Annotated in this window: 21 protein-coding genes; 13 read left to right on the top strand and 8 right to left on the bottom strand. The window is 68.4% G+C overall.

The features are described 5' to 3' along the window. Positions 1-9: 9 nt before the first annotated feature. Positions 10-834 carry a PspA/IM30 family protein gene (locus U5918_RS14055; RefSeq protein ID WP_336002047.1) on the bottom strand — a complete coding sequence of 275 codons (825 nt, stop codon included), beginning with the start codon at positions 832-834 and terminating at the stop codon, positions 10-12. A gap of 55 nt (positions 835-889) precedes the next feature. On the opposite strand from U5918_RS14055, the gene U5918_RS14050 reads away from it, so the two are divergent. The 4 genes from U5918_RS14050 (at position 890) to U5918_RS14035 (ending at position 4,555) form a co-directional block, all read left to right on the top strand. Next, positions 890-1,474 (top strand): alpha/beta hydrolase, encoded by a 585-nt coding sequence (locus U5918_RS14050; protein WP_336002045.1) that lies wholly within the window; start codon positions 890-892, stop codon positions 1,472-1,474. Between the two features lie 96 nt (positions 1,475-1,570). Then, entirely contained in the window at positions 1,571-3,229 is a 1,659-nt protein-coding gene (locus U5918_RS14045) for a CTP synthase (RefSeq protein WP_336002043.1), read from the top strand. Next, entirely contained in the window at positions 3,229-4,146 is a 918-nt protein-coding gene (gene guaA / locus U5918_RS14040) for a glutamine-hydrolyzing GMP synthase (RefSeq protein ID WP_336002042.1), read from the top strand. Before U5918_RS14045 ends, guaA begins: the two co-directional genes overlap by 1 nt. 82 nt (positions 4,147-4,228) lie before the next feature. Further along, a complete protein-coding gene (locus U5918_RS14035; protein ID WP_336002041.1) occupies positions 4,229-4,555 on the top strand; it encodes a DUF7126 family protein in 327 nt (108 codons plus the stop codon). Here the strand turns inward: U5918_RS14035 and U5918_RS14030 are convergent. After that, positions 4,552-5,223: an MBL fold metallo-hydrolase gene (locus U5918_RS14030; protein WP_336002040.1), complete on the bottom strand. Its 672-nt coding sequence runs from the start codon at positions 5,221-5,223 to the stop codon at positions 4,552-4,554. The two genes, U5918_RS14035 and U5918_RS14030, sit on opposite strands and share 4 nt — an antisense overlap. Positions 5,224-5,325: 102 nt before the next feature. Between U5918_RS14030 and U5918_RS14025 the strand changes: the two genes are divergently transcribed. Both U5918_RS14025 and U5918_RS14020 read left to right on the top strand, forming a co-directional pair. Beyond that, a complete protein-coding gene (locus tag U5918_RS14025; RefSeq protein ID WP_336002039.1) occupies positions 5,326-5,643 on the top strand; it encodes a cupin domain-containing protein in 318 nt (105 codons plus the stop codon). A gap of 292 nt (positions 5,644-5,935) precedes the next feature. Beyond that, positions 5,936-7,987: a PKD domain-containing protein gene (locus tag U5918_RS14020; RefSeq protein WP_336002038.1), complete on the top strand. Its 2,052-nt coding sequence runs from the start codon at positions 5,936-5,938 to the stop codon at positions 7,985-7,987. A gap of 2 nt (positions 7,988-7,989) precedes the next feature. On the opposite strand, the gene U5918_RS14015 is transcribed toward U5918_RS14020, so the two are convergent. Further along, positions 7,990-8,634, bottom strand: coding sequence for a MogA/MoaB family molybdenum cofactor biosynthesis protein (locus U5918_RS14015; RefSeq protein ID WP_336002036.1), 645 nt, complete (start codon positions 8,632-8,634; stop codon positions 7,990-7,992). A 127-nt stretch (positions 8,635-8,761) separates the two neighbouring features. Between U5918_RS14015 and U5918_RS14010 the strand changes: the two genes are divergently transcribed. From U5918_RS14010 to U5918_RS13995, 4 genes are all read left to right on the top strand, one after another. Then, on the top strand, positions 8,762-8,899 hold the full coding sequence (locus tag U5918_RS14010; protein WP_336002034.1) for a hypothetical protein: 138 nt from the start codon (positions 8,762-8,764) through the stop codon (positions 8,897-8,899). A gap of 101 nt (positions 8,900-9,000) precedes the next feature. Then, positions 9,001-10,041 carry a zinc-binding dehydrogenase gene (locus U5918_RS14005; RefSeq protein WP_336002033.1) on the top strand — a complete coding sequence of 347 codons (1,041 nt, stop codon included), beginning with the start codon at positions 9,001-9,003 and terminating at the stop codon, positions 10,039-10,041. Then, a complete protein-coding gene (locus U5918_RS14000) occupies positions 10,038-10,403 on the top strand; it encodes a DUF7977 family protein (RefSeq protein WP_336002032.1) in 366 nt (121 codons plus the stop codon). The genes U5918_RS14005 and U5918_RS14000 overlap by 4 nt, the downstream gene beginning before the upstream one ends. A 74-nt stretch (positions 10,404-10,477) precedes the next feature. Beyond that, positions 10,478-12,247: a histidine kinase N-terminal 7TM domain-containing protein gene (locus U5918_RS13995; RefSeq protein WP_336002031.1), complete on the top strand. Its 1,770-nt coding sequence runs from the start codon at positions 10,478-10,480 to the stop codon at positions 12,245-12,247. Between the two features lie 9 nt (positions 12,248-12,256). Here U5918_RS13995 and U5918_RS13990 read toward each other — a convergent pair whose 3' ends face one another. After that, on the bottom strand, positions 12,257-12,514 hold the full coding sequence (locus U5918_RS13990) for a DUF5789 family protein (protein ID WP_336002030.1): 258 nt from the start codon (positions 12,512-12,514) through the stop codon (positions 12,257-12,259). A gap of 390 nt (positions 12,515-12,904) precedes the next feature. Between U5918_RS13990 and U5918_RS13985 the strand changes: the two genes are divergently transcribed. After that, the gene (locus U5918_RS13985; RefSeq protein WP_336002029.1) at positions 12,905-15,148 is read left to right on the top strand and encodes a CARDB domain-containing protein; all 2,244 of its coding nucleotides are present in this window, start codon (positions 12,905-12,907) and stop codon (positions 15,146-15,148) included. A gap of 354 nt (positions 15,149-15,502) precedes the next feature. Beyond that, on the top strand, positions 15,503-17,728 hold the full coding sequence (locus U5918_RS13980; protein ID WP_336002027.1) for a carboxypeptidase regulatory-like domain-containing protein: 2,226 nt from the start codon (positions 15,503-15,505) through the stop codon (positions 17,726-17,728). A 144-nt stretch (positions 17,729-17,872) separates the two neighbouring features. Here the strand turns inward: U5918_RS13980 and idi are convergent, their stop codons facing one another. Then, on the bottom strand, positions 17,873-18,460 hold the full coding sequence (gene idi, locus U5918_RS13975) for an isopentenyl-diphosphate Delta-isomerase (RefSeq protein ID WP_336002025.1): 588 nt from the start codon (positions 18,458-18,460) through the stop codon (positions 17,873-17,875). 53 nt (positions 18,461-18,513) lie between these two features. Beyond that, entirely contained in the window at positions 18,514-19,473 is a 960-nt protein-coding gene (locus tag U5918_RS13970; RefSeq protein ID WP_336002024.1) for a diacylglycerol/lipid kinase family protein, read from the bottom strand. A gap of 56 nt (positions 19,474-19,529) precedes the next feature. Here U5918_RS13970 and U5918_RS13965 point away from each other — a divergent pair, with 56 nt between their 5' ends. Beyond that, positions 19,530-20,231 (top strand): CehA/McbA family metallohydrolase, encoded by a 702-nt coding sequence (locus tag U5918_RS13965; RefSeq protein ID WP_336002022.1) that lies wholly within the window; start codon positions 19,530-19,532, stop codon positions 20,229-20,231. Positions 20,232-20,264: 33 nt separating this feature from the next. On the opposite strand, the gene U5918_RS13960 is transcribed toward U5918_RS13965, so the two are convergent. Both U5918_RS13960 and U5918_RS13955 read right to left on the bottom strand, forming a co-directional pair. Continuing rightward, on the bottom strand, positions 20,265-20,717 hold the full coding sequence (locus tag U5918_RS13960; RefSeq protein WP_336002021.1) for a DUF7992 family protein: 453 nt from the start codon (positions 20,715-20,717) through the stop codon (positions 20,265-20,267). A gap of 77 nt (positions 20,718-20,794) precedes the next feature. Further along, positions 20,795-21,208 (bottom strand): Lrp/AsnC family transcriptional regulator, encoded by a 414-nt coding sequence (locus U5918_RS13955; protein WP_336002019.1) that lies wholly within the window; start codon positions 21,206-21,208, stop codon positions 20,795-20,797. Positions 21,209-21,222 lie beyond the last annotated feature (14 nt).

Genomic DNA, 21,222 nt, shown 5'->3' with positions numbered 1-21,222 from the left:
TGGCGCCGCTCAGTTCTGCTCCTCTTCTTTTAGCTCGTCGAGTTCGGCCTCCACTTCCTCGTCGTCGACCTCGGTCTCGACGTCTGGGTCGGCCGCCGAATCGACGTCCCCGGCCTCGGCCTCCCCGTCGGTCTCTGACTCCCCCATCTCGGCTTTGAGCGTGTCGAGTTCGGCATCGACCTCGCCCGTGGTGCGGATCTCCTCGAGTTCGCGGTCCAGCTGGTCCTCGTCGCTCAGCGCGTCCTCGAAGGCGCCCGACTCCTGGAGTTCGTCCATCGCCGCGGCCCGGGCCTCCATCTCCTCGGTGCGTTCCTCCGCGCGCTCGATCGAGCGCCCGACGTCCGCCATCTCGTCGCCCGCGCCGGTCATCGCCTCCGAGACGGTCTTCGAGGCCTCCGCGGCCTTGTAGCGGGCCTTCATCGTCTCCTTTTTCGTCCGGAACTGCTCGATCCGGTTCTGGAGGTCGTCTTTCTTCTCGATCAGCTGGTCCTGCTGGCCCTGGAGCTTCTGGATCTGGGTCTCCAGGTCCTCGATCTGGTTCATCTTCTGTTTTTTCTTCTCCAGCGCCCGGCGCGCGAGGTCCTCCCGGTCCTGCCGGACGGCCTCTCGGGCCTGCTCGTTGTGCTTCTCGACGTTCTCCTCGAGGCGGCGCTGCTGGATCTCTAACCGTTTCTTCTGGGTCGTCAGGTCGGCGATGCCCTGCTTGACGTTCTGGAGTTCGTCTCGCATCTGCTCGTAGGAGTAATCGAGCGTCTCGGAGGGGTCTTCCGCCCGGTTCAGGACGGCGTTGACCTTCGAACGGATGACGTAGGAGGCGCGCGAGAGGATTCCCATGGGGGCCATTGGGTTCCGCTGCCCTTAAATCTCTCACACCGCCTTCTATGGTGACATGAGCGAGCAGCGCCGCATCGCCGGCGACCGCGACCTCAGAGTGACGGTCGATACCCCCGACGCCGACCGCGCCGTCGTCGCCTGCCCGCCCCACCCGCAGATGGGCGGCACGCGGTCGGACCCGCGGCTCCGGGCGGTCGGCGAGGCGCTCGGAGAGCGCGGCGTGGCCTGCCTCCGGTTCGACTACGGCCCCTGGGACGAGGGCGAGGGGGAACGCCGCGACGCGCTGACGGTGCTCGCGTCCGCGCGCGACGACTACGACGAGGTGGCGCTGTTCGGCTACAGTTTCGGTGCCGGCGTCGCGCTCCTGGCGGCGGCCGAGAGCGACCCCGAGCCGAGCGCCCTCTCGGTGCTGGCACCGCCGTCGTCGCTGGGCGGGGCGGACACCGTCGCCGCCCTCGATGGGCTCTCCTGTCCCGTGCAGGTCCTGTACGGCGAGAACGATTCGACAGTGGACTGGGAACCGGTGGTCCTACGCGCACGCGAGCGCGGGGACGCTGTCGAGTCGCTCCCGGGCGATCACTTCTTCACGGGACAGGTGGCGGGGATCGGCGAGTCGGTGGCGGCGTTCCTGACCGAGTGAGGACGCGGCGACGGCGCGGGAGAACCAAAAGTGTGCAAACGTGGCACGCTCGGACCTTCCCGTAACCGTTTTGAGCGCCCCGCGCGCACCGTCGGTATGCCGACCGAATCAGAGACGAACTACGACCCGGAACTGGGTCGGAAGTTCATTTTCGTCACCGGCGGCGTGATGTCTGGCCTGGGCAAAGGCATCACCGCCGCGAGCACGGGGCGGTTGCTGGCCAACGCCGGCTTCGACGTCACGGCGGTCAAGATCGACCCCTACCTGAACGTCGACGCGGGGACCATGAACCCCTACCAGCACGGCGAGGTGTACGTGCTGAAAGACGGCGGGGAGGTCGACCTCGACCTGGGGAACTACGAGCGGTTCCTCGACGTCGACATGACCTTCGACCACAACGTCACCACGGGGAAGGTCTACCGCGACGTCATCGAGAAGGAACGCGCTGGCGACTACCTGGGCAAAACGGTACAGATCATTCCCCACATCACCGACGACATCAAGCGGCGCATCCGCGAGGCCGCCGAGGGCCACGACGTCTGCATCGTCGAGGTCGGCGGCACCGTGGGTGACATCGAGGGGATGCCCTATCTGGAAGCCCTCCGGCAGTTCGCCCACGAACAGGACGAGGAGGACATCCTCTTCACGCACGTCACGCTCGTCCCCTACTCGAAGAACGGCGAGCAGAAGACCAAACCCACCCAGCACTCCGTGAAGGAACTCCGATCGATCGGGCTCCAGCCCGACATCCTGGTCGGGCGCTGTGAGGACAAACTCCACCCGGACGTCAAGGAGAAGATCGCCCTGTTCTGCGACGTGCCCACCGACGCCGTCTTCTCGAACCCGGACGTCGAGGACATCTACCACGTCCCGCTGATGGTCGAGGAGGAGGGCCTCGACCAGTACGTGATGGAGCGCCTCGACCTGGCCGACGAAGCCCTGCCCGAGGACGAGCGGGACAACCACTGGCGGGATCTGGTGACCCGGGAGACCACAGGCGAGGTCGAGATCGCCCTCGTGGGCAAGTACGGCCTGGAGGACGCCTACATCTCGATCCACGAGTCGCTGAAACACGCCGGGCTGGAGGCCGGGGTCGACGTGAACACGACCTGGATCCACTCCGAGAAACTCGCGGAGGGCGACGCCGACGAACTCGCCGACGTGGACGGCGTCGTCGTTCCCGGCGGCTTCGGCTCGCGTGGCATCGAGGGGAAGATCGAGGCCTGCCGCTACGCCCGCGAGAACGACCTGCCGTGGCTCGGCCTCTGTCTCGGCTTCCAGATGGCCGTCGTCGAGTACGCGCGTAACGTCCTCGACCTGGAGGGGGCTCACTCCGCCGAGATCGACGAGGAGACGGCCCATCCGGTGATCGACCTGCTCCCCGAGCAGTACGACCTGGAGGACATGGGCGGCACGATGCGCCTCGGCGCCCACGAGACCGACATCGACCCCGGGACACTCGCCAGCGAGCTCTACGGCGGCACGTCCTGCACCGAGCGCCACCGCCACCGCTACGAGGTCAACCCCGAGTACATCGACGACCTGGAGGCGGCCGGCCTCGACTTCTCCGGCCACACCAACAAGCGCATGGAGATCCTGGAGTTGCCCGATCACCCCTACTACCTGGGGACGCAGTTCCACCCCGAGTTCAGATCCCGTCCCGGCCGGGCCAGCCCGCCGTTCGTCGGCCTGCTGGAGGCGATCCTCGACGGTGACGAGACTCGCGGGCAGGCCCACGAGGAGGTGGAGGCCTGATGGTCGACGTGGATTCGTTCATCGACGAGAAGGTCGACGAGATCAGCGAGGCGGTCGGCGACGCGAACGCCGTCATCGCGCTGTCGGGCGGCGTCGACTCCTCGACGGCCGCCGCGCTGGCCTACGAGGCCATCGGCGATCAACTGACGCCGGTCTACGTCGACACCGGCCTCATGCGGAAGGGCGAGACCGAGGAGATCCGCGAGACCTTCGACTACATGGACTCGCTGCGGATCGTCCAGGCCAAGGACCGGTTCCTGGACGCCCTCGCGGGCATCACCGATCCCGAGGAGAAGCGCCACGCCATCGGCGAGCAGTTCATCCGGGAGTTCGAGACCGTCGCGCGGGAGGTCGAGGCCGACTACCTCGTCCAGGGGACGATCTACCCCGACCGCATCGAGAGCGAGGGCACCATCAAGAGCCACCACAACGTCGGCGGGCTCCCTGACGTGGTGGACTTCGAGGGCATCGTCGAACCGATGCGAGACCTCTACAAGGACGAGGTCCGCGAGGTGGCCCGCGAACTCGACCTCGAGGAGATCATCGCCGAGCGGATGCCCTTCCCCGGTCCAGGTCTGGCCGTCCGGATCATCGGCGAAGTGACCGAGGAGAAACTCGAGGTCGCGCGGGAGGCCAACCACGTCGTCGAGGAGGAACTGGTCGAGCACGACCCCTGGCAGGCCCTCGCTGCAGTGATCGGCAAGGCCACGGGCGTCAAGGGCGACAACCGCGTCCACGGCTGGGTCGTCGCCGTCCGCTCCGTCGAATCGCGTGACGGCATGACCGCCCGCGCCCAGAACGTCGACTGGGACACCCTCCAGCGCATCCAGAGCCGCATCACCGGCGAGAACGAGAACGTCGCGCGCGTGCTCTACGACGTGACCCACAAGCCCCCGGCGACGATCGAGTACGAGTAACCCCACAGCTTCTTTTCGCGAGTCGATTCGAAGCCGTGACGCGACCGTGAGAGCCAAACCCCGGGGGCGACAGGGGACTACCATGAACGCAGTCATCGCCGGCCCCGACGAGTTCGATCTCGGGGCCGCGCTGTCGGCAGCGGGGATCACAGTCACGCGCGCGGCCGGGACCGCGAACCGCCCGGCCCTCGAGGAGGCCGGCATCCACGACGCCGACCTGCTCGTGCTCACCGACCGGGATCTGGCGACGGCGATCCCCGTCGCGACGGACCTGACCGACGACCTCCGGATCATCGTCTACACGACCGACTCGCTGCCCGAGTTCGTCAAGGGGCAGGCCCACATGGCGCTGGACCCCGCGCTGTTCGACCCGTCGGACGTCGCCGAAGAGATCGCGAACGGCAGCTAGAGGGACGCCGCCAGGTCGGCCAGCCGATCGCCGCCGTGCTCGCGGAAGGGGAGGCCGTGGCCCATCGCGGCGATCGAGAACTCGGGGGCCCGGTCGGCCAGGTCGCGGACGCTCTCCGCGACCGCGTCGGTGTCGTAGCTCATGAGCCACGGCGAAGCGGCCAGTTCGCCGTCGGACTCGCGGACCAGATCGCCCAGGAAGGCGGCGTCCAGGGCCTCGCTGACGTAGGCGACGTGGCCGGGCGTGTGCCCGGGGGTGTGGTAGGCGGTGAAGGAGCCGATCTCGTCGCCGTCGGCGACGGTCTCGACGGGGAGGGCGGGGTCGCGGAGGAACGGGCTCGAGACGGCCTGGATCGCGCCTTTGCGGTTGCGCAGTGGCGGGTACTCCTTCCCGGTGAGGTACGGTTCGTCGGCCGCGCCGACGTAGACGGTGGCCTCCAGTCCCTGCAACCGACCGAGGCCGCCGACGTGGTCGAAGTCGAAGTGGGTGAGCAGGACCCGATCCACGTCCTGGAGTGAATACCCCGCCTGGTCGACGCCGAGCACGAGGTTGCGACCGTCCCAGGGGTTGCCGGCGTCGACGAGGGTCACGGTCCCGTCGTCGACGAGGTAGGCGTTCACCCCGCGGAGGTCGTACCACCACACGTCGTCCCCGAGTTCGGTAACCATCGCCCGGGTCTGGGACCGCCAGCGGGTAAAAGGCACGCGAACCGGCAGCCTTGCCGCGCCGTCGACGGAACGGCTAAGGCCGGCCCGCCCGACCGCGCAGGTATGACGCTCGACCGACTACCCGACCTCGACCCGGACGCGGGCGAGGTGCTCGACGCGGAAGTGGCGGTGAGCGACGACGTCCTCGTGAAAGCCTTCGCGCTCGGCCCGGGGGCGGCCATCGACCCGCACACCCACGATGGAGCGACGAACGTCTTCCACGTCCTCGCCGGGACGGTGACGGTGGTCCGCGACGGCGAGGAAGCACAGGTGTCCGCGCCCGGCGTGGTGTTCAACGAGCGGGGCCAGTCCCACGGCGCGCGAAACGAGACGGACGACGTCGCGATCCTGACCGCCAGCCTCTGTCCGCTCCCGCAGTGACCCGGGGGCGCGCCCCCGATTCTGTCCGATCGTCGGACCGGTAGGTGCCGTTTAGCGACGGGTTCGGAACGGCGACACCGATTCGGCCGACTGGCGGGCGCCACCGCCTCCCGGAGGCCGGTACGGCCCCGGGGAAGGCGGCGACTGAATCCCCTCAGTACGCCCATAACAATGAGTGGACAGTGGGTAGGCTGGGATATCGCATGCTCGGTGCAACCAACTGGTCCGTTTGCGACGGACGAACCCAAATGAAAGTGCGAGGAACAACATCGGCAACACCGGGGGGTCGCTAATGCGGCCCGGACCGAAAGACACCGGCCGCCCCGAATCGGACCGCGGGCGCGCCGGGACGCTGGCGCTGGTCGTCATGACCGCGCTCTGCGTATCCGCGATCCCCGTGGGGGTGGCCGGCGCCGCCGGAGCCGCCACGGCGACGGGGGTGCAGTCGACGACTGCCGCGACCGGGGTGACCAGTAACACCACGGACGGCACGACCATCGCCGTCCGGCAGGGCGACACCTGCTACGAAATCGACCCCCTCGGCGACGGGTCGGAGACCGTCGAGGAGTACTACGACTACAACATCAGCGCGGGCTACAGCTCGCTCGGGACGACCGACATCCAGGAGAACCAGGTGAGCAACCTCCTGGTCTACGAGGGTGCCGAGGGCTACAGTCTGGTGCTGGTCCACGACAAGTATCGGAACGCGCCCCACGGCGGGGTCGCCTCGATGACGTTCACCGGCCTCCCCAGCGACGGGGAGTGGGCCGTCGAGGACGACGGGTACGAGGGACGTGACGACCAGTGGAACCACGAGGGCTCGCGCACCGAGGTCGACTGGATGTGGTACGAGAACCGCAGCGACGGCGGCGCGTTCCGCGGACTGACCGCCAGCGAGGACACGTCGATCACGATCGAGCCCGCCTTCAACGAGGAGGCCGCCGCCTGGGGCGAGTGGGAGGCCTCCGGCACGGAAGAGGACCGCATCACCGAGTGGCGGCTCCACACCAGCCCCGACGACTACACGTCGCTCGACATGGACGAGTCGGTCACCATCAGCCGCGAGGCGTGTAACCAGGCGCCCGCCGCCGAACTGTCGGCCGAGCCCGAGGGCGCCGCGGTCGGCGAGTCGGTGCGGCTCAACGCCAGCAACTCGACCGACGACGACGGCATCGCCGAGTTCGCCTGGGACTTCGACGGTGACGGCACGGTCGACCTGAAAACCACGACGCCCCACGCCGACTACACCTACGACGAGACCGGCGAGTTCGAGGCCACCGTGACCGTCAGCGACTACGACAACGCGACCGACACCGCGACCACGACCGTGACGGTCACCGAAGACGGCCCCGACGACGGTGACGAGAACGACGGCAGTGACGGGAACGACGGCGACGACGGTGACGAGAGTGACGGCGACGACGGTGACGAGACCGACGGGCCCGACGACGTGCCCCAGGCATCCCTGACCGGTCCGGCGACGGTGACCGTCGGCGAGTCCGTCGCGCTCGACGCCGGCGACTCGATGGACGGCGACGGGATCCAGTCCTATGGCTGGAACTTCGACGGCGACACCAGCGTCGACCGGACGACGACCGAGGCGACCGTCGAGACGAGCTTCGACGAAGCGGGCGCCTACACGGTCACCGTGACGGTCACGGACAACAACGGAAACGATGCGACCGCGGAACACGAGATCGAGGTCGAGCAGGCCGACGACGGCGACGAGTCGGACGGTGACATCGACGTGGGCGGCGACGGCCCGGACGGGCCAATCATCGCCCCGATCGACACTGGCGCTGACGACGACGCCAACGAGTCGGACGAGGCGAACGGGTCGGACGACGCGAACGGGTCCGGCGTCTCGGTGGCGGCCATCGAGACGACCAGCGGGAGCGTCAACGAGGGCGACGCGATCGAGGTGACGATCCACCTCGACGAACCGGCCGAGGAGCCCGACAACCTCCCGATGACGATCAGTCGGCAGGACGAGAACGGGACCGAGAGCGTGGTCGAGGAGACCGAGGTCGCGGTCCCCGGGAACGGGACCCGGAACGTCTCCGTCTCGCGGACGGTCGATCAGCCTGGCGAGTACCGGGCCGCGGTCCAGAACCAGACCGCTGCGTTCTCCGTCCTGGCGGCGCCGGCCGGCGGTGCGGACGGCGAGCCGCTGACCGAGCAGGGCCCCGCGACGGCCGAAGAGCCGGCCCAGGACCCGGGCGGCGAGTCGACCGAGGCGTCGACGCCCGCCGAGACCACGAGCGGAAACGGCCCCGGCTTCGGCGCGACCGCCGCCGTGATCGGGGTCGTGCTCGGCGGGATTCGGCTCGCGCGTCGGGACTAGATCTAGTCGCGCTGGGCCAGGCCCGCGAGGTGCGGGGCCTGGTCGACGATTATCTCCTCGGCGCCGAGTCGCGCGGCGTTCTCGGAGCCGGGGAGACAGAAGACGATCGCACCGTCGGCGACGCCCGCGAGCGCGCGGGTCGCGACTATTTTCGTGCCGATCTCGTCGTAAGAGAGCCGCCTGAACAGTTCGCCAAAGCCCGGCAACTCCTTGTCGAGCAACGGGCGGACCGCCTCGACGGTCACGTCGTCGGGCGTGACGCCGGTCCCGCCGGTCGTGACGACGGCGTCCACGTCTCCGCGGCCGACGACGGCGTCGACGACGTCCTGCACGCCGTCGTGGTCGTCTCGGACCACGTCCCGGACGACCACCTCGTGACCCGCGTCGGTGAGCGCCGCCTCGATCACGTCCCCCGCTGGATCGTTATCGCGGCTCCGGGAGGAGGAGACCGTCACGACGGCCACGCCCAGCGACTCGCGGTCGTGTGCGTGGTGGTCGTGGTCGTGATCGTCGTGCTGCCCGTCGTCCGCTTGCTCCTGGGCGGTCGGTTCGTCGCCCGGCTCGTCCGTCGAGCCCGCGTCGTCGACCACGTCATCGGAATCCTCGTCGACGGACCGTCGGGTGTCGCGCTGCTGGAAATCGACCATGCCGGCCCGTTCCCCCTACGGCCTCAAAACACTCCCGCCCGCCCGGAACCGTCTCGGCCGCGACCGGCGATCGGGGCGTCTGTCACGTCGAAAGTTATTAATTATTATAGTTATTGAGTGTCACGTAGTGCCACAGTATCACTTCGTCTGCCACGACTGTGAGGCCGAGGCGATGGTCGGCGACCGCGAGACGGCGGACTCGCGGCGTCGCGAACACGTCGCTGCGACCGACCACAGAGCGAGCGTCGCCGGTTTCGCCGGGTAGCCGGGATCGGATTCCAGCGCGCAGCGCGACGACGCGCCGGTTCCGCCGGGGGTGGTGGTGGAGTCGTCAACGTTTTGCACGGGCCGACCGATCCACGGGGTATGCAGGCAGTCCAATTCTCCGAACACGGCGACACCGACGTCATCGAGTACGGCGACTTCGCGGATCCGGATCCGGCCGCCGACGAGGTCCTCGTCGACGTGAAAGCGGCGGCGCTCAACCACCTCGACGTCTGGACGCGCCGCGGCCTCCCAGGGATCGACCTGGAGATGCCCCACATCCCCGGCAGCGACGCGGCCGGCGTCGTCACCGACGTCGGTGCGGACGTCGATCGATTCAGCGAGGGCGACCACGTCGCCGTCTCGGCCGGCGTCGCCTGCGGGTCGTGTGAGTTCTGCCGCGACGGCGAGCCCACGATGTGCGTGGACTTCCACATCATCGGCGAGCACGTCCGCGGGGTCCACGCCGAGCAGGCCGCCGTCCCCGCCGACAACCTCGTTCCGGTCCCCGAGCACGTCGACTGGGAAGTCGCCGGGTCGGCCTCGCTTGTCTTCCAGACCGCCTGGCGGATGCTGGTGACCCGCGCCGACCTCCAGCCCGGCGAGAACGTGCTCGTCCTGGGCGCGAGCGGGGGCGTCGGCCACGCCGCGCTCCAGATCGCGAAGTACGTCGGCGCCGAGGTGTACGCCACGGCGAGCAGCGAGGAGAAACTCGACTACGCGCGCGAACTGGGGGCAGACGAGGTCATCAACTACGAGGCCGAGGACTTCGACGACCGGGTGCGCGAGTTGACCGATGGCCGCGGCGTCGACGTCGTCGTCGACCACATCGGGGCCGCGACCTGGCAGCAGTCGCTGGCCAGCCTCGCGAAGGGCGGCCGGCTGGTGACCTGCGGTGCGACGACGGGCCCGAACCCCGAGACGGACGTCAACCGCATCTTCTGGAACCAGCTCGAGGTGATCGGCTCGACGATGGGCACGCCGGGCGAAGTCGACGACGTGCTGGAACTGGTCTGGGAGGGCGAACTCGAACCCCGAGTCAGGGACACCCTGCCGATGAGCGAGACCGCCCGCGCCCACGAGATGCTCCAGGAGCGCGAGGGCTTCGGGAAAGTCGTCGTGGTCCCCGACAGCGAGCTGTGAGCGACGACGGCTACGTCCACGAACCGGGCGAGATAGCGGGCGACGGGAGCGCCGCGGGCGATGCCGACCGTGGCGATCCCGACGAGGGTGCGAGCGACGCGACCCCGCGAGACCAGTACCCCCGCAATACGGTCGATTCGACGGCCAAGGAGTTCGACTGGCGCGGCTGGTTGCTGGTCGGTGCCATCGTGATCGCCTTCCTGGTCGTCCCGGGGGCGCTGTACCTGCTCCCCGCGGCCCGGGGCGGCCTGGCCGCGCTCGGCCTGGGCTGGCGACACACCTACCTCGCCCTGCCGCTGATCCCGGCGCTGCTCCTCGCGGCGATCGCCGTCTGGTCGGCGGTCCGCTCGCGAGCCGGCTGATCCGCGCGCTCTCAGTATTGATAGCGCCGACAGAACCCTTATTCTCGGGTTCGGCCTCCTCACGGTAGGCAGCGATGGCGCTCCAGTACACCCCCTACACCGCGCCGGTCTTCGTGTCGGCCGTGGTCGGCCTCGCCGTGGCCGCCTTCGCCCTCCAGCACCGGGAGCGGCCGGGGGCTGCGCCGCTCGCGATCTTCCTGCTCGCCGCGAGCTGCTGGTCGTTCGCCGAGGGGATGAACCTCGCCGCAGCGACGCTGGGGCCCAAGATCTTCTGGACGCGGGCCGAGATCGCCGTCTCCGCGGTAGTCCCGCTCGCGTGGCTCGCCCTGGTCCTCGAGTACACCGGCAACGACGAGTTTCTCACCCGGCGGACCCTCGGCCTGCTCCTCGTCGAGCCGGCGCTCCTCCTCGGCGTCCTCTGGTTCGAACCGAGCCTCGTGCAGGCGGGCGCGACTCTCGACACCAGCGGGCCGTTCGCCGTCATCGACGCGACGCTGGGGCCGGTCTACTTCGGCCACCTGATCTACTCGTACCTGCTCGTGCTGATCGGCGGCGGGTTGCTGTTGCGTGTCATCCTCTTCGCGGAGGGCGTCTACCGGACCCAGAGTACCGCGCTGTTGATCGCGATGTTCCTCCCGCTGGTCGGCAACGTCCTCTACGTCTTCGAGTCCCTCCCGAAGGGGGTCGACCCGACGAACGTGGGGTTCCTCTTGAGCGGAGTGATCGTCGCGGGGACGATCCTCCGCGGGCAGTTGCTGGAGGTGGTCCCGGTCGCCCGCCACCTCGCCCGCGACGAGATCCTCGAGAACATGGACGACCGCGTGATCGTCCTCGACGACAACCACCGGGTCGCCGACGTCAACCCGTCCGCCGCCGCGCTCCTCGACTGCTCCGAGAACACCGCGATCGGCCGGCCCATCGAGGCGGTCCTCCCCCCGGTGGCGGACCTGCTCGCGGCGGGCGACGGCCCACACCTGCAGACCGACCTGTCCCTCAATCGCGACGACGGCGTTCATCACTTCAGCGTCCGGATCTCGCCGCTCAACCGCGCCGCGGGCTCGGTCGTCGGGACGCTGATCAGCCTCCGGGACGTGACGGACGAGCGCCAGCAGCGCCAGCGGCTGGACGTGCTCAACCGACTGTTGCGACACAACCTCCGCAACGAGATGAACGTCGTCGCCGGCAACGCCGAACTCGTCCAGCGGCGACTCGACGACGCAGAGCTCAGCGACCGACTCGAGCGGATCGAGGAGACCGCACTTGGCATCACCGAACAGAGCGACAAGGTCGGCCGCATCTCACGGACCTTCGACGACGACGCCGCGCCGACGGTCGACCTGGCCGACACGATTCACACCGAGGTCCGCGACGCCCGCGACCGATATCCCCGCGCCGAGTTCACGGTCGAGCTTCCGCGAGGCCTCGACGCGTGCGTCGACCCCGGCGTCGCCATCGCCCTGGAGGAGTTGCTGGCGAACGCGGTCGAACACAACGACGGGAATCCGGAAGTGACCGTCGCGGTCCGCACTGACGAGGGGTTCGTCGTGGTCGAGATCAGGGACAACGGGCCGGGGATCGAGCCACACGAACTCGACGTGCTGGACGAAGGGGAGGAGACGGCGCTCCAGCACGGCAGCGGCGTCGGGCTCTGGGTCGTCTACTGGACGATCGAGCAGTTCGGTGGCCACCTCGAGTTCTCGAACGGGGAGCGTGGCTGTACCGTCGCGGCGGTGTTGCCGGACGCGTCGGCCGACGAGGAGTCGCGAGCCGACCGCATCGCGGAGGTCGCCGGTGTGGGTGACTGGTTCGACCCGACAGAGACGACCTCCTCGGCCGACGACTGACGCCGGCGTTCAGCCCTCGCCCTCCGACTGGTAGGGCTCGCCCACGGCGTGTCGGGGGAGGAGGGCCATCACCTCGCTCCGGAGTTCGTCGACCGAGTCGAACGCGTCGGCGTCCGAGTCCGCGATGGTCTCGCCGAGGTTCTCCGTCCCGTCGGCCAGCGAGAGCGTGACGTCCTCGAAGGCCGCGACCGCCGCGTCGCGATCGATCGGGTAGTCGGCGTTGGCCAGTTCCTCGTCGAGGTGTGACAGTTGGACTTCGCGTGCCATACCGTATCATCCACGCGCGAGCCCATAATCACGACCGGCCACGAACTGGCCGGGTCCTTGCCCGTCGATAGACAGTTCGACCGGTATGCGACGGCTCGCCACCGGAATTCCTCATCGAGCCGTCCGCCGCTCCCGATTCGGATAATTCCAGACCGCACCGTACTAAAAGACGTGTCTATCCTCACGGTAAAATAGAAGTGAGAATATGGACTGAACCTACATGTCGTGGCATAGCGAGGGCAGAACGGGGGGTGAACGCCACGTTTCGGGGAGCGACGTGCAGTGCGACGTGAGCGTCGCGTCGTTCGTCCGGAACCGGGGGTAGGTAATGGGGAATTCGTCTCTGTCACGCCCCGACACGCCAGCGGCAGCTACGACGATTGGGGAACCATGACAGCAGACATAGACCTAGCGAACGTGACGGTCGCATTGCTAACCGTCGTGACAGTGCTCGGCCTGACCGCCACCGCGGCAGGCGGCGCAGTCGCGACGACTCCGGGCGACGTTTCCGCCCAGCAACAGGTAACGGACTCCGGTTCCGCCGCCCTCTGGGGCTGGTGGGACGACGATGACGACGAGGACGACGACAGTCCCTGGTGGGAGGACGATAGCCCCTGGTGGGAGGACGATGACGACGACACCGACGACGGCGATTCCGGCGACGATGATTCCGGCGACGGTGACGACGACGACACCGACGACGGCGACGACGACAGTTCCTGGTGGGACGACAGTCCCTGGTGGGACGACGGTGACGACGATGATAGCGACGACTCCGACGACGGGGACTCCGACGACGGCGACTCTGGTGACAACGAGACAGCCGATCCCGCACCGGCTGCCTTCCAGCTTTCCGGGGTCGCCTCGAACTCGCCGGTGACCGAAGGCGAGACGCTGACGGTCGACGCGACCGTCGAGAACACCGGTAACGATTCCGGCACGCAGACGGTCGACTTCGCCGTCGACGGTTTCTCGGACAGCCAGTCGGTGACGCTCGACGCGGGCGCGTCCACCACGGTCACGTTCGAGTGGACGACCCAGGACGGCGACGCCGGCAGCTACACGGCGACGATCGAGAGCGCCAACGACACCGCGACGACCGACGTCACGGTCGAGTCGCCGGCGCCCGAGCCGACGCCGGCCAGCTTCGACGTGTCCGTCGCGAGCACCAACTCGCCGGTGACCGAGGGCGAGGCGCTCGAGGTGACTGCGACGGTCACGAACACCGGCGAACAGGACGGCACCCAGACGGTCGAACTCGCGTCGAGCGGGTCGACCCTGGATAGCCAGGACGTGACGCTCGCGGCCGGCGCGAGCCAGCAGGTCACGCTCTCGTGGACGACCGGATCGGGTGACGCCGGCTCCTACGACCTGACGGTCTCGTCCGCCAACGCGTCGGCGACGGCGTCCGTGACGGTTGAGGCGCCGGCCGCACCGGCGAGCTTCGGCGTCTCGGTCACGGGGTCGAACTCGCCGGTGACCGAAGGCGAGACGCTGACGGTCGACGCGACCGTCGAGAACACGGGCGAACAGTCCGACACGCAGACGGTCGACCTCGACGTCGGCGGCGGCGTCCAGGACAGCCAGGAGGTGACGCTCGGCGCCGGCGAGAGCCAGACCATCACGCTCTCGTGGACGACCGGGTCCGGTGACGCCGGTGACTACACCGCGACGGTGTCGAGCGCCGACGACTCGGCGACGACCTCGGTTACCGTGGACGAACCGGCCGCGCCGGCGAACTTCGGCGTGTCCGCTGACTCGAGTAACTCGCCGGTCACGGCGGGCGAGGCGCTCGACGTGACGGCGACGATCACGAACGACGGCGAACAGTCCGGCACGCAGACGATCGAACTGAACGTCGCAGGCGGCGTTCAGGACAGCCAGTCGGTGTCGCTCGGCGCCGGCGAGAGCCAGACCATCACGCTCTCGTGGCAGACGGCCGAAGGCGACGCCGGTGACTACACCGCGACGGTGTCGAGCGACGACGCAAGTTCGCAGACGGCCGTCACCGTCGAGGCGGCGACGACGATTCCGTCCAACTTCACAACGGTGGTCGAGGACGGATACATCCAGCTGGGCACCGGTACCGAGGCCTACAGGATCAACCTCACCGAGTGTCCGAACGGTGAAGCGCCGTCCTCGGACGTGCAGTGTCAAACTGCCACGGCAACGGTCGACAGCGAGACCGGGAACTTCACCATCGCATCCGAGGACCTGGACTTCGGCACCACGGTCAACGTGGATGTGATTGGGGAAATTGCCGTGCAGATGAACGCACCGAACGGTCTCACGGGAACGGCCGATTGGGAGTCCGGTGACGTGACGCTCAACGGAGAGTTGAAGGTTTTCGCTTCGGACTTCGGCAGTGAATGTGGCGCGACGACGACGATCAGCGCGACGACCGGTACCGAAGGCCCGCTCACCGGATCGACGTTCAACGTGTCGGACCGCTCTCCCGCGGCGGGGACGCTCGTCGACAGCACTTACAGTGTGCCCGCTGTGACCGGGTGTCCGACGGACTACACGGCTCTCGGTCTCAATGTCAACGACCTTGCGAACAGCCAGCTCGGCCTCCCCAGCGACTCCGGGAACAACCGACTGGTGATGGACCTGCATATGGAGTACGAGGAGTAAGCTCCCGGCGGTCCACCGGTTTACACTGCTTTTCTTCGCGATCCCGCGGCGTTGCCACTTGGACTCACCGGTCGATGACCCGCCGGTCGCGCCAGAACACGCGGATGGCGAAATCCGGCTCGTCGAGCACCACAGCCCGAAACACGTCGTGACCGCCCGGGAGTCACCCGGCGTGAACTGGCCCGTATAGCAAGTAAATTCCTCACCGGTTGAGGCGAAATATTATATGTATGCAACTTTCTATGAGTACCTGGGGGTAGCGGAATAAAAATGAAGCAAGCAAATCGTAAGTACCTGTATTCAGCCGGGTTGACGGCACTGCTTATCGCCGTAGTGGCGATGGGGATGGTGGCGATGCAGCCCGCAGCCGCGACAGACGTATCGACACAGACAGACGGGCCGGAGTTCGACGAGGCGACGGCCGAAGTGACGAAGACGACGCTCTTTACGAACAAGGTATCCAAGGTGACCGTCGGCTTCACCGCTCCTGAGGGGGAAACGGTGGATATCACGGTCGCCGACAAGACCGAGACCGTGACGGCCACGGGCGATCACCAGGATGTGACCGTCCGCGTGGGCGCGTACTTCTTCTTCGGTGAGCACTACCCGGTCGACGTCTCCGCGTCCATCGAGGGCGGCGAGACGGTCGAGGGGACGCTCAACGAGGGCGACGGCGAGATCACGCTCAAGGAGCCGGACACCGATCCGGCGCCGCCGAACCTGGACGTCTCAGGTCTGAGCACGAACTCGCCGGTGACCGAAGGCGAGACGCTGACGGTCGACGCGACCGTTACGAACAACGGTGAGGAAGCCGGCACGCAGACCGTCGAGCTCGACGTCGCCGGTGGCGTCCAGGACAGCACGGAAGTGTCCCTGGACGCCGGTGCGAGCACCGACGTCTCGCTCACGTGGACGACCGCGTCCGGTGACGCGGGCGACTACACCGCCACGGTCAGCTCCGACAACGACAGCGAGACCGCGGCCGTGACCGTCAACGAGCCGGTCACGACCGGAACCATCGCGGGCACCGTCACCGACGCGGGCGGCAGCGCTATCGAAGGCGCGACCGTCACGGCCGACGGCCAGTCCACGACGACCGCCGCCGACGGCAGCTACTCGCTGACCGTCGAGGCGGGCGACTACACGGTCGACGCCAACGCGGACGGCTTCAACCCGTCCTCGCAGACCGTCACCGTGAACGCGGAGGAGACGACCACCGCGGACTTCTCGCTCGAAGCGCAGGTCACTGACGGCACGGTCGAAGGGACCGTCACCGACGCGGGCGGCAGCGCCATCGAAGGCGCGACCGTCTCCGCCGGTGGCCAGTCCACGACCACCGCCGCCGACGGCAGCTACTCGCTGACCCTCACCGAGGGTGACTACTCCGTCGAGGCCAACGCTGACGGCTTCAACCCGTCCTCGCAGTCCGTCACCGTGACGGCCGGCGAGACGACCACCGCCGACTTCGCGCTCGAAGCGCAGGTCACGGACGGCACGATCGCGGGCACCGTCACCGACGCGGGCGGCAGCGCCATCGAAGGCGCGACCGTCTCCGCCGGTGGCCAGTCCACGACCACGGCCGCCGACGGCAGCTACTCGCTGACCCTCACGGAAGGCGACTACACGGTCGAAGCCAGCGCCGACGGCTTCCAGTCCGACTCGCAGTCCGTCACCGTGACGGCCGGCGAGACGACCACCGCCGACTTCGCGCTCGATGCGGTCGTGACCGAGGGTGACATCGCAGGTACCGTCACCGACGCGGACGGCAGCGCCATCGAAGGCGCGACCGTCACCGCGGGCGGCCAGTCCACGACGACTGCCGCCGACGGCAGCTACACGCTGACGCTCGAGGAAGGCGACTACACGGTCGAAGCCAACGCGGACGGCTACGTGGCCGACTCGCAGACCGTCACCGTGACGGCTGGCGAGACGACCACCGCCGACTTCGCGCTCGAGGCGGAAGGTCCGACCTACCAGTCGTTCACGGCCTACACCGAGGACGGCTACATCGACGTGGGGACGGACGAGAACGCCGGCTACGGCGAGATCCCGGAGTGTCCGAACGGCGAACTCCAGGACACGGCGAACTTCAGTAGCTGTGTGAAGTTCAACGCGAGCTTCGACCAGTCGACCGGCGACTACACCGTCGCACCGGAGGACTTCACCTTCCCCGTGATCGACTTCTCGTCGAACACGCTGGGTCCGGTGCCGACCAACAACACGGCCTCCGACACGATCACCGGCTCGCTCGACACCTCGACCGGTGAGAGTACGTTCAACGCGCCGATCTTCGCCGAGCTCCAGCTCGGCACCGACGGCTGTGGCATCCCGGTCAACGTCGCGGGGACGACCGGCCAGAGCGGTGCTCTGACCGGCTCGCCCGCCGACCCGGCCACCTTCGACGCGAACGGCACGGCCGAAGCCACGCTCGTCGACAACGAGCTCGAGGTGCCCGCCACCGAAGGGTGTGGCATCCTCGGCGGCACGATCGACGACGACGTCGGTCTGCCCGCGCCGTCCGGCGAGAACGAGGTCGTCCTGGAACTCTACATCGAGTTCCACGAGGAACCGCTGAACTGACGACGGCTCGAACGCAGAGCCGATCACCGACTCATTTTTTCGACTGTTCGACCCGATAGCGGTCGCTGTGTGACGGAATCGTCGAGACGGACGGCCGATTGTGACGGTAGAGAGAAACCGATAGGCGAGAGCCGTGATCGTGACTCAGTCGTCGCGCCGCATCGCGATCTCGAACCAGGGACAGAGGCGGAGCTGGCGGTACCAGCGCGGGTTCTCGCGGAGGCGCTCGTAGGGTACCCACATGATCCCGGCCACCTCGTCGGGGTCCGGGTCGAGCGAGCGGTCGGTCAGGGTGGCCTGCAGCACGGCACAGACCTCCCACTCGACGCCCTCGGTCGGGTAGTAGCGCTTGTACTCGAAGCGGTCGGTCACCCGGAGGTCGTCGTACTGGTCGGGCGTGACGCCCAGTTCCTCCTCGAGGCGCTGGCGCGTGGCGTCCTCCTGGCTCTGGCCCTGGACCGGGTGGGAGGCGACGGTGCCGTCCCAGTAGGTGTCCCAGAGGCGCTTGTCGGGGCTGCGCTGTGCGAGCAGGATGTTGTCGTCCTCGTCGAACAGCAGGGACGTGAAGGCGCGGTGGCGGATCCCGTCGCCCGTGTGGGCGTCGAGTCGGTTCACCGTCCCGAGTTCCTCGTCGTCCGCGTCGACCCGGACGACCGCCTGCCGGGCGTTCTCGTGTTCGGGGTCGTCGGCCCCCCCGGACTCAGCCGCTCCGGGCGTTTCCTCTGAACTCATGGCTGTCCAATCGGTGGACGGGTTGAAAAAGGAATCGAGGTTGTCCGAGCCGCTCACTCCGCGTCGGGGTTCGGCCGATAGGCCGGCCCGACCGGGAGCCGGACGGCCGACGGCTTCGTCCGCAGGTCGACCTCGGTGACTGACTGGAGTTCCCCGTCGAGGCTGAACGTGGCCGGGCCGTCGTCGATCACCTGGACGGACAGCGCCGGCGCTCGCAGCCGAGTCACGTACTCGGCGTCGGTGCCGAGCACCCGTTCGAGCACCGCCGTGCGCGCGAGACCGGCCAGGTCCGATCCCGGCCGCTTCTCGACGACGGCCACGTCGAACAGGCCGTCCTCGACGTTGGCCTGGCTGCGGCCCTGCGCGGGGAAACAGCGGGCGTTGCCGACGAGCAGGAGAACGGCCGTCCCGGTCCACTTGGTCTCGCCGTCGGCCGCACCGAAGGCCTCGATGTCGAGCGAGACGCCGTCGAACGACGCCGCCGTCCGGAGGGTCTCGAGGACGTACGCCAGGACGCCCAGTTCGGACTTGGCCTCGGCGTCGGTGTCGGCGCTGGCGTCGGCGGTCAGCCCGCAGACCGCGGAGTTCAGGAAGGGCGCGTCGTCGGCCACTCCGAGGTCGATCCGGCGACGATCTCCGGTCTCGATCAACTCGAAGGCGTGTTCGATTCCCTCGATGCCGACGTTGTCGGCGAAGTTGTTGCCCGTCCCGGCGGGGACGGCGGCGAACTCCACCTCGGGGAGGGCGTCGGCCCGGACGAGTCCGCGGATCACCTCGTTGAGGGTGCCGTCGCCGCCGGCCGCCGCGACGAGGTCGGCCCCCTCGTTTGCTGCCTCGGCCGCGAACCGAATCGCGTCGCCCTCGCCTTCCGTCTCGCGGACGGCGAAGCCGTACTCTCCGGCCAGTTCGCGGACGCGCTCCGCGTGCCCGGCGTCGCCGCTCACCGGATTCGACACCAGTACCCGTTCGGCCGTCGCGTCGGCGTCCGCCGTCGCGCGTTCGGGATGGGTCACTACTCGCTAGAAAAGCGGACAGAACGCAAAAGGACTGTTACCGCTTCCTTGCCTCCGTGTTCGCAGTCGACCTCCACACGCATACGCGGTCGTTTCACGGGTTCGAGTCGCGTCCCACGCCGGTCGATCCGGCGGGCGCGCGGGCGCTGGCGGCCGTCGCCCGCTATCGCGGGCTCGACGGACTCGCCTTTACCAACCACGACTACGCCACCGACTACGACGTTCCAGGGCTCGTCACGATCCCCGGCATCGAAGTATCGAGTTCCCGGGGGCACGTCGTGGTGCTGGGGCCGGACCCGCCCGCGGCGACGAAGGTCGGCGGGATGGATCCCCCCGCGGTCGTCGACCTCGCGCACGATCGGGGCTGCGTCGCCATCGTCGCCCACCCCTATCGGAATAGCACGGTGCGGGAGGTCGACGCGCCGTTCGACGCCATCGAGATCAACGGCAAACACCCCCGGACGCGGAGCTGGGTCGAGCGGCTGGCCGAGCGCCACGACCTCCCCACCGTCGGCGGCAGCGACGCCCACTACCCCTTCGAGGTGGGCCGTGCCCACACGCTCGTGGACGCCGACGAGTTGACCCCGGCCGCGGTCGTCGACGCCATCCGGAACGATCGGGTCGCACCGCGGATCGATACCTGGCTCCCCCACCAGCTACTCAGATCGGTCTACCGCCGAATCCACAGCGAGAAAGATCACCTGACCGAGCCGGAGTGGACATCTCCCGGCGTCGGCTCGCCGCCCGGCGAGGAGTGAGGGCCCGGTGGCGCGGCCGCCGTCCGGCCCCGCTCACTCCCAGTCGTAGCCGAACTCCTCCGAGGACCGGTCGATGTAGTCGTTCTCGAGGACCTCGCTGACGATGCGGCCCAGGTCGTCGAGTTGGCCCTCGATCTCCTGGACGTCGTCGCGGTCGAGCGCCGCGTCGTAGGGCGCGGGCCGGTCGTCCAGCAGTTCCGGGGCGCGATAGCCGACGTCCTCGGCGTTTGGGTTGTAGTGGAAGTCGAACCGGTCGATCACCGACAGGTCGACGACCGCCTGGAACTGCTCGGCCGAGAGGGAGGTCCCCCGGCGCCACTCCTCGAAGGCGTCCTCCCAGGCGCCCGCTTCGAGCATCTCGGCGAGGGCCCGCCGCGGGGCGTCGTCGCCGGTCCACTCCTCGGGTTCCTCGACGGCGTCGTAGTCGCCGGGGTCGCCCGGGCCGCTCAGATCCGGTGGGTCTGGTCGCTCGACTTCGAGTGCCATGGCCCGTACTTCGGTCGGCAGCGGTATGTGCGTTCCCCCGACGGAGCGGTCAGGATCCGATCCAGTCTCGCCGTGGTCTACCCGAGCCGCTCGTCCAAGATGAGGCGAGTCTTCGTGCTCACCACTTCGTCGAGCTCCCGGGCCTTCGTGATCAGCTCGTTGACTCGCTCGGTGTCGGCGGCGTCGACGACCAGCACGATGTCCTCCTCGCCGGAGACCTGCCAGACGGAGTCGACCTCGCGCCACTCGATGATGCGGTCGCAGACGGCCGCGGTGTCGACGTTGACGTCGACGCCGAGCTCGATCATCGCTTTGACGTTCCCGGTGGACGTGGCGACGGTAAAGCGCTCGATGATCCCGTCCTCGACGAGACGCTCGACGCGGTTGCGGACCGTCCCCTCCGAGGTCCCCACCCGATCCGCGATCTCGGTGTAGGCCGTCCGAGCGTCCCGCCGCAGGATACTCAGGATCTGCCGGTCCAGCTCGTCCATTGAGGTGCGACACT

Origin of the sequence: Halorientalis sp. LT38 (genome assembly GCF_037031225.1) — an archaeon.
Classification (GTDB): Archaea; Halobacteriota; Halobacteria; order Halobacteriales; family Haloarculaceae; genus Halorientalis; species Halorientalis halophila.
This window is presented reverse-complemented; position numbering and strand designations above follow the sequence as displayed.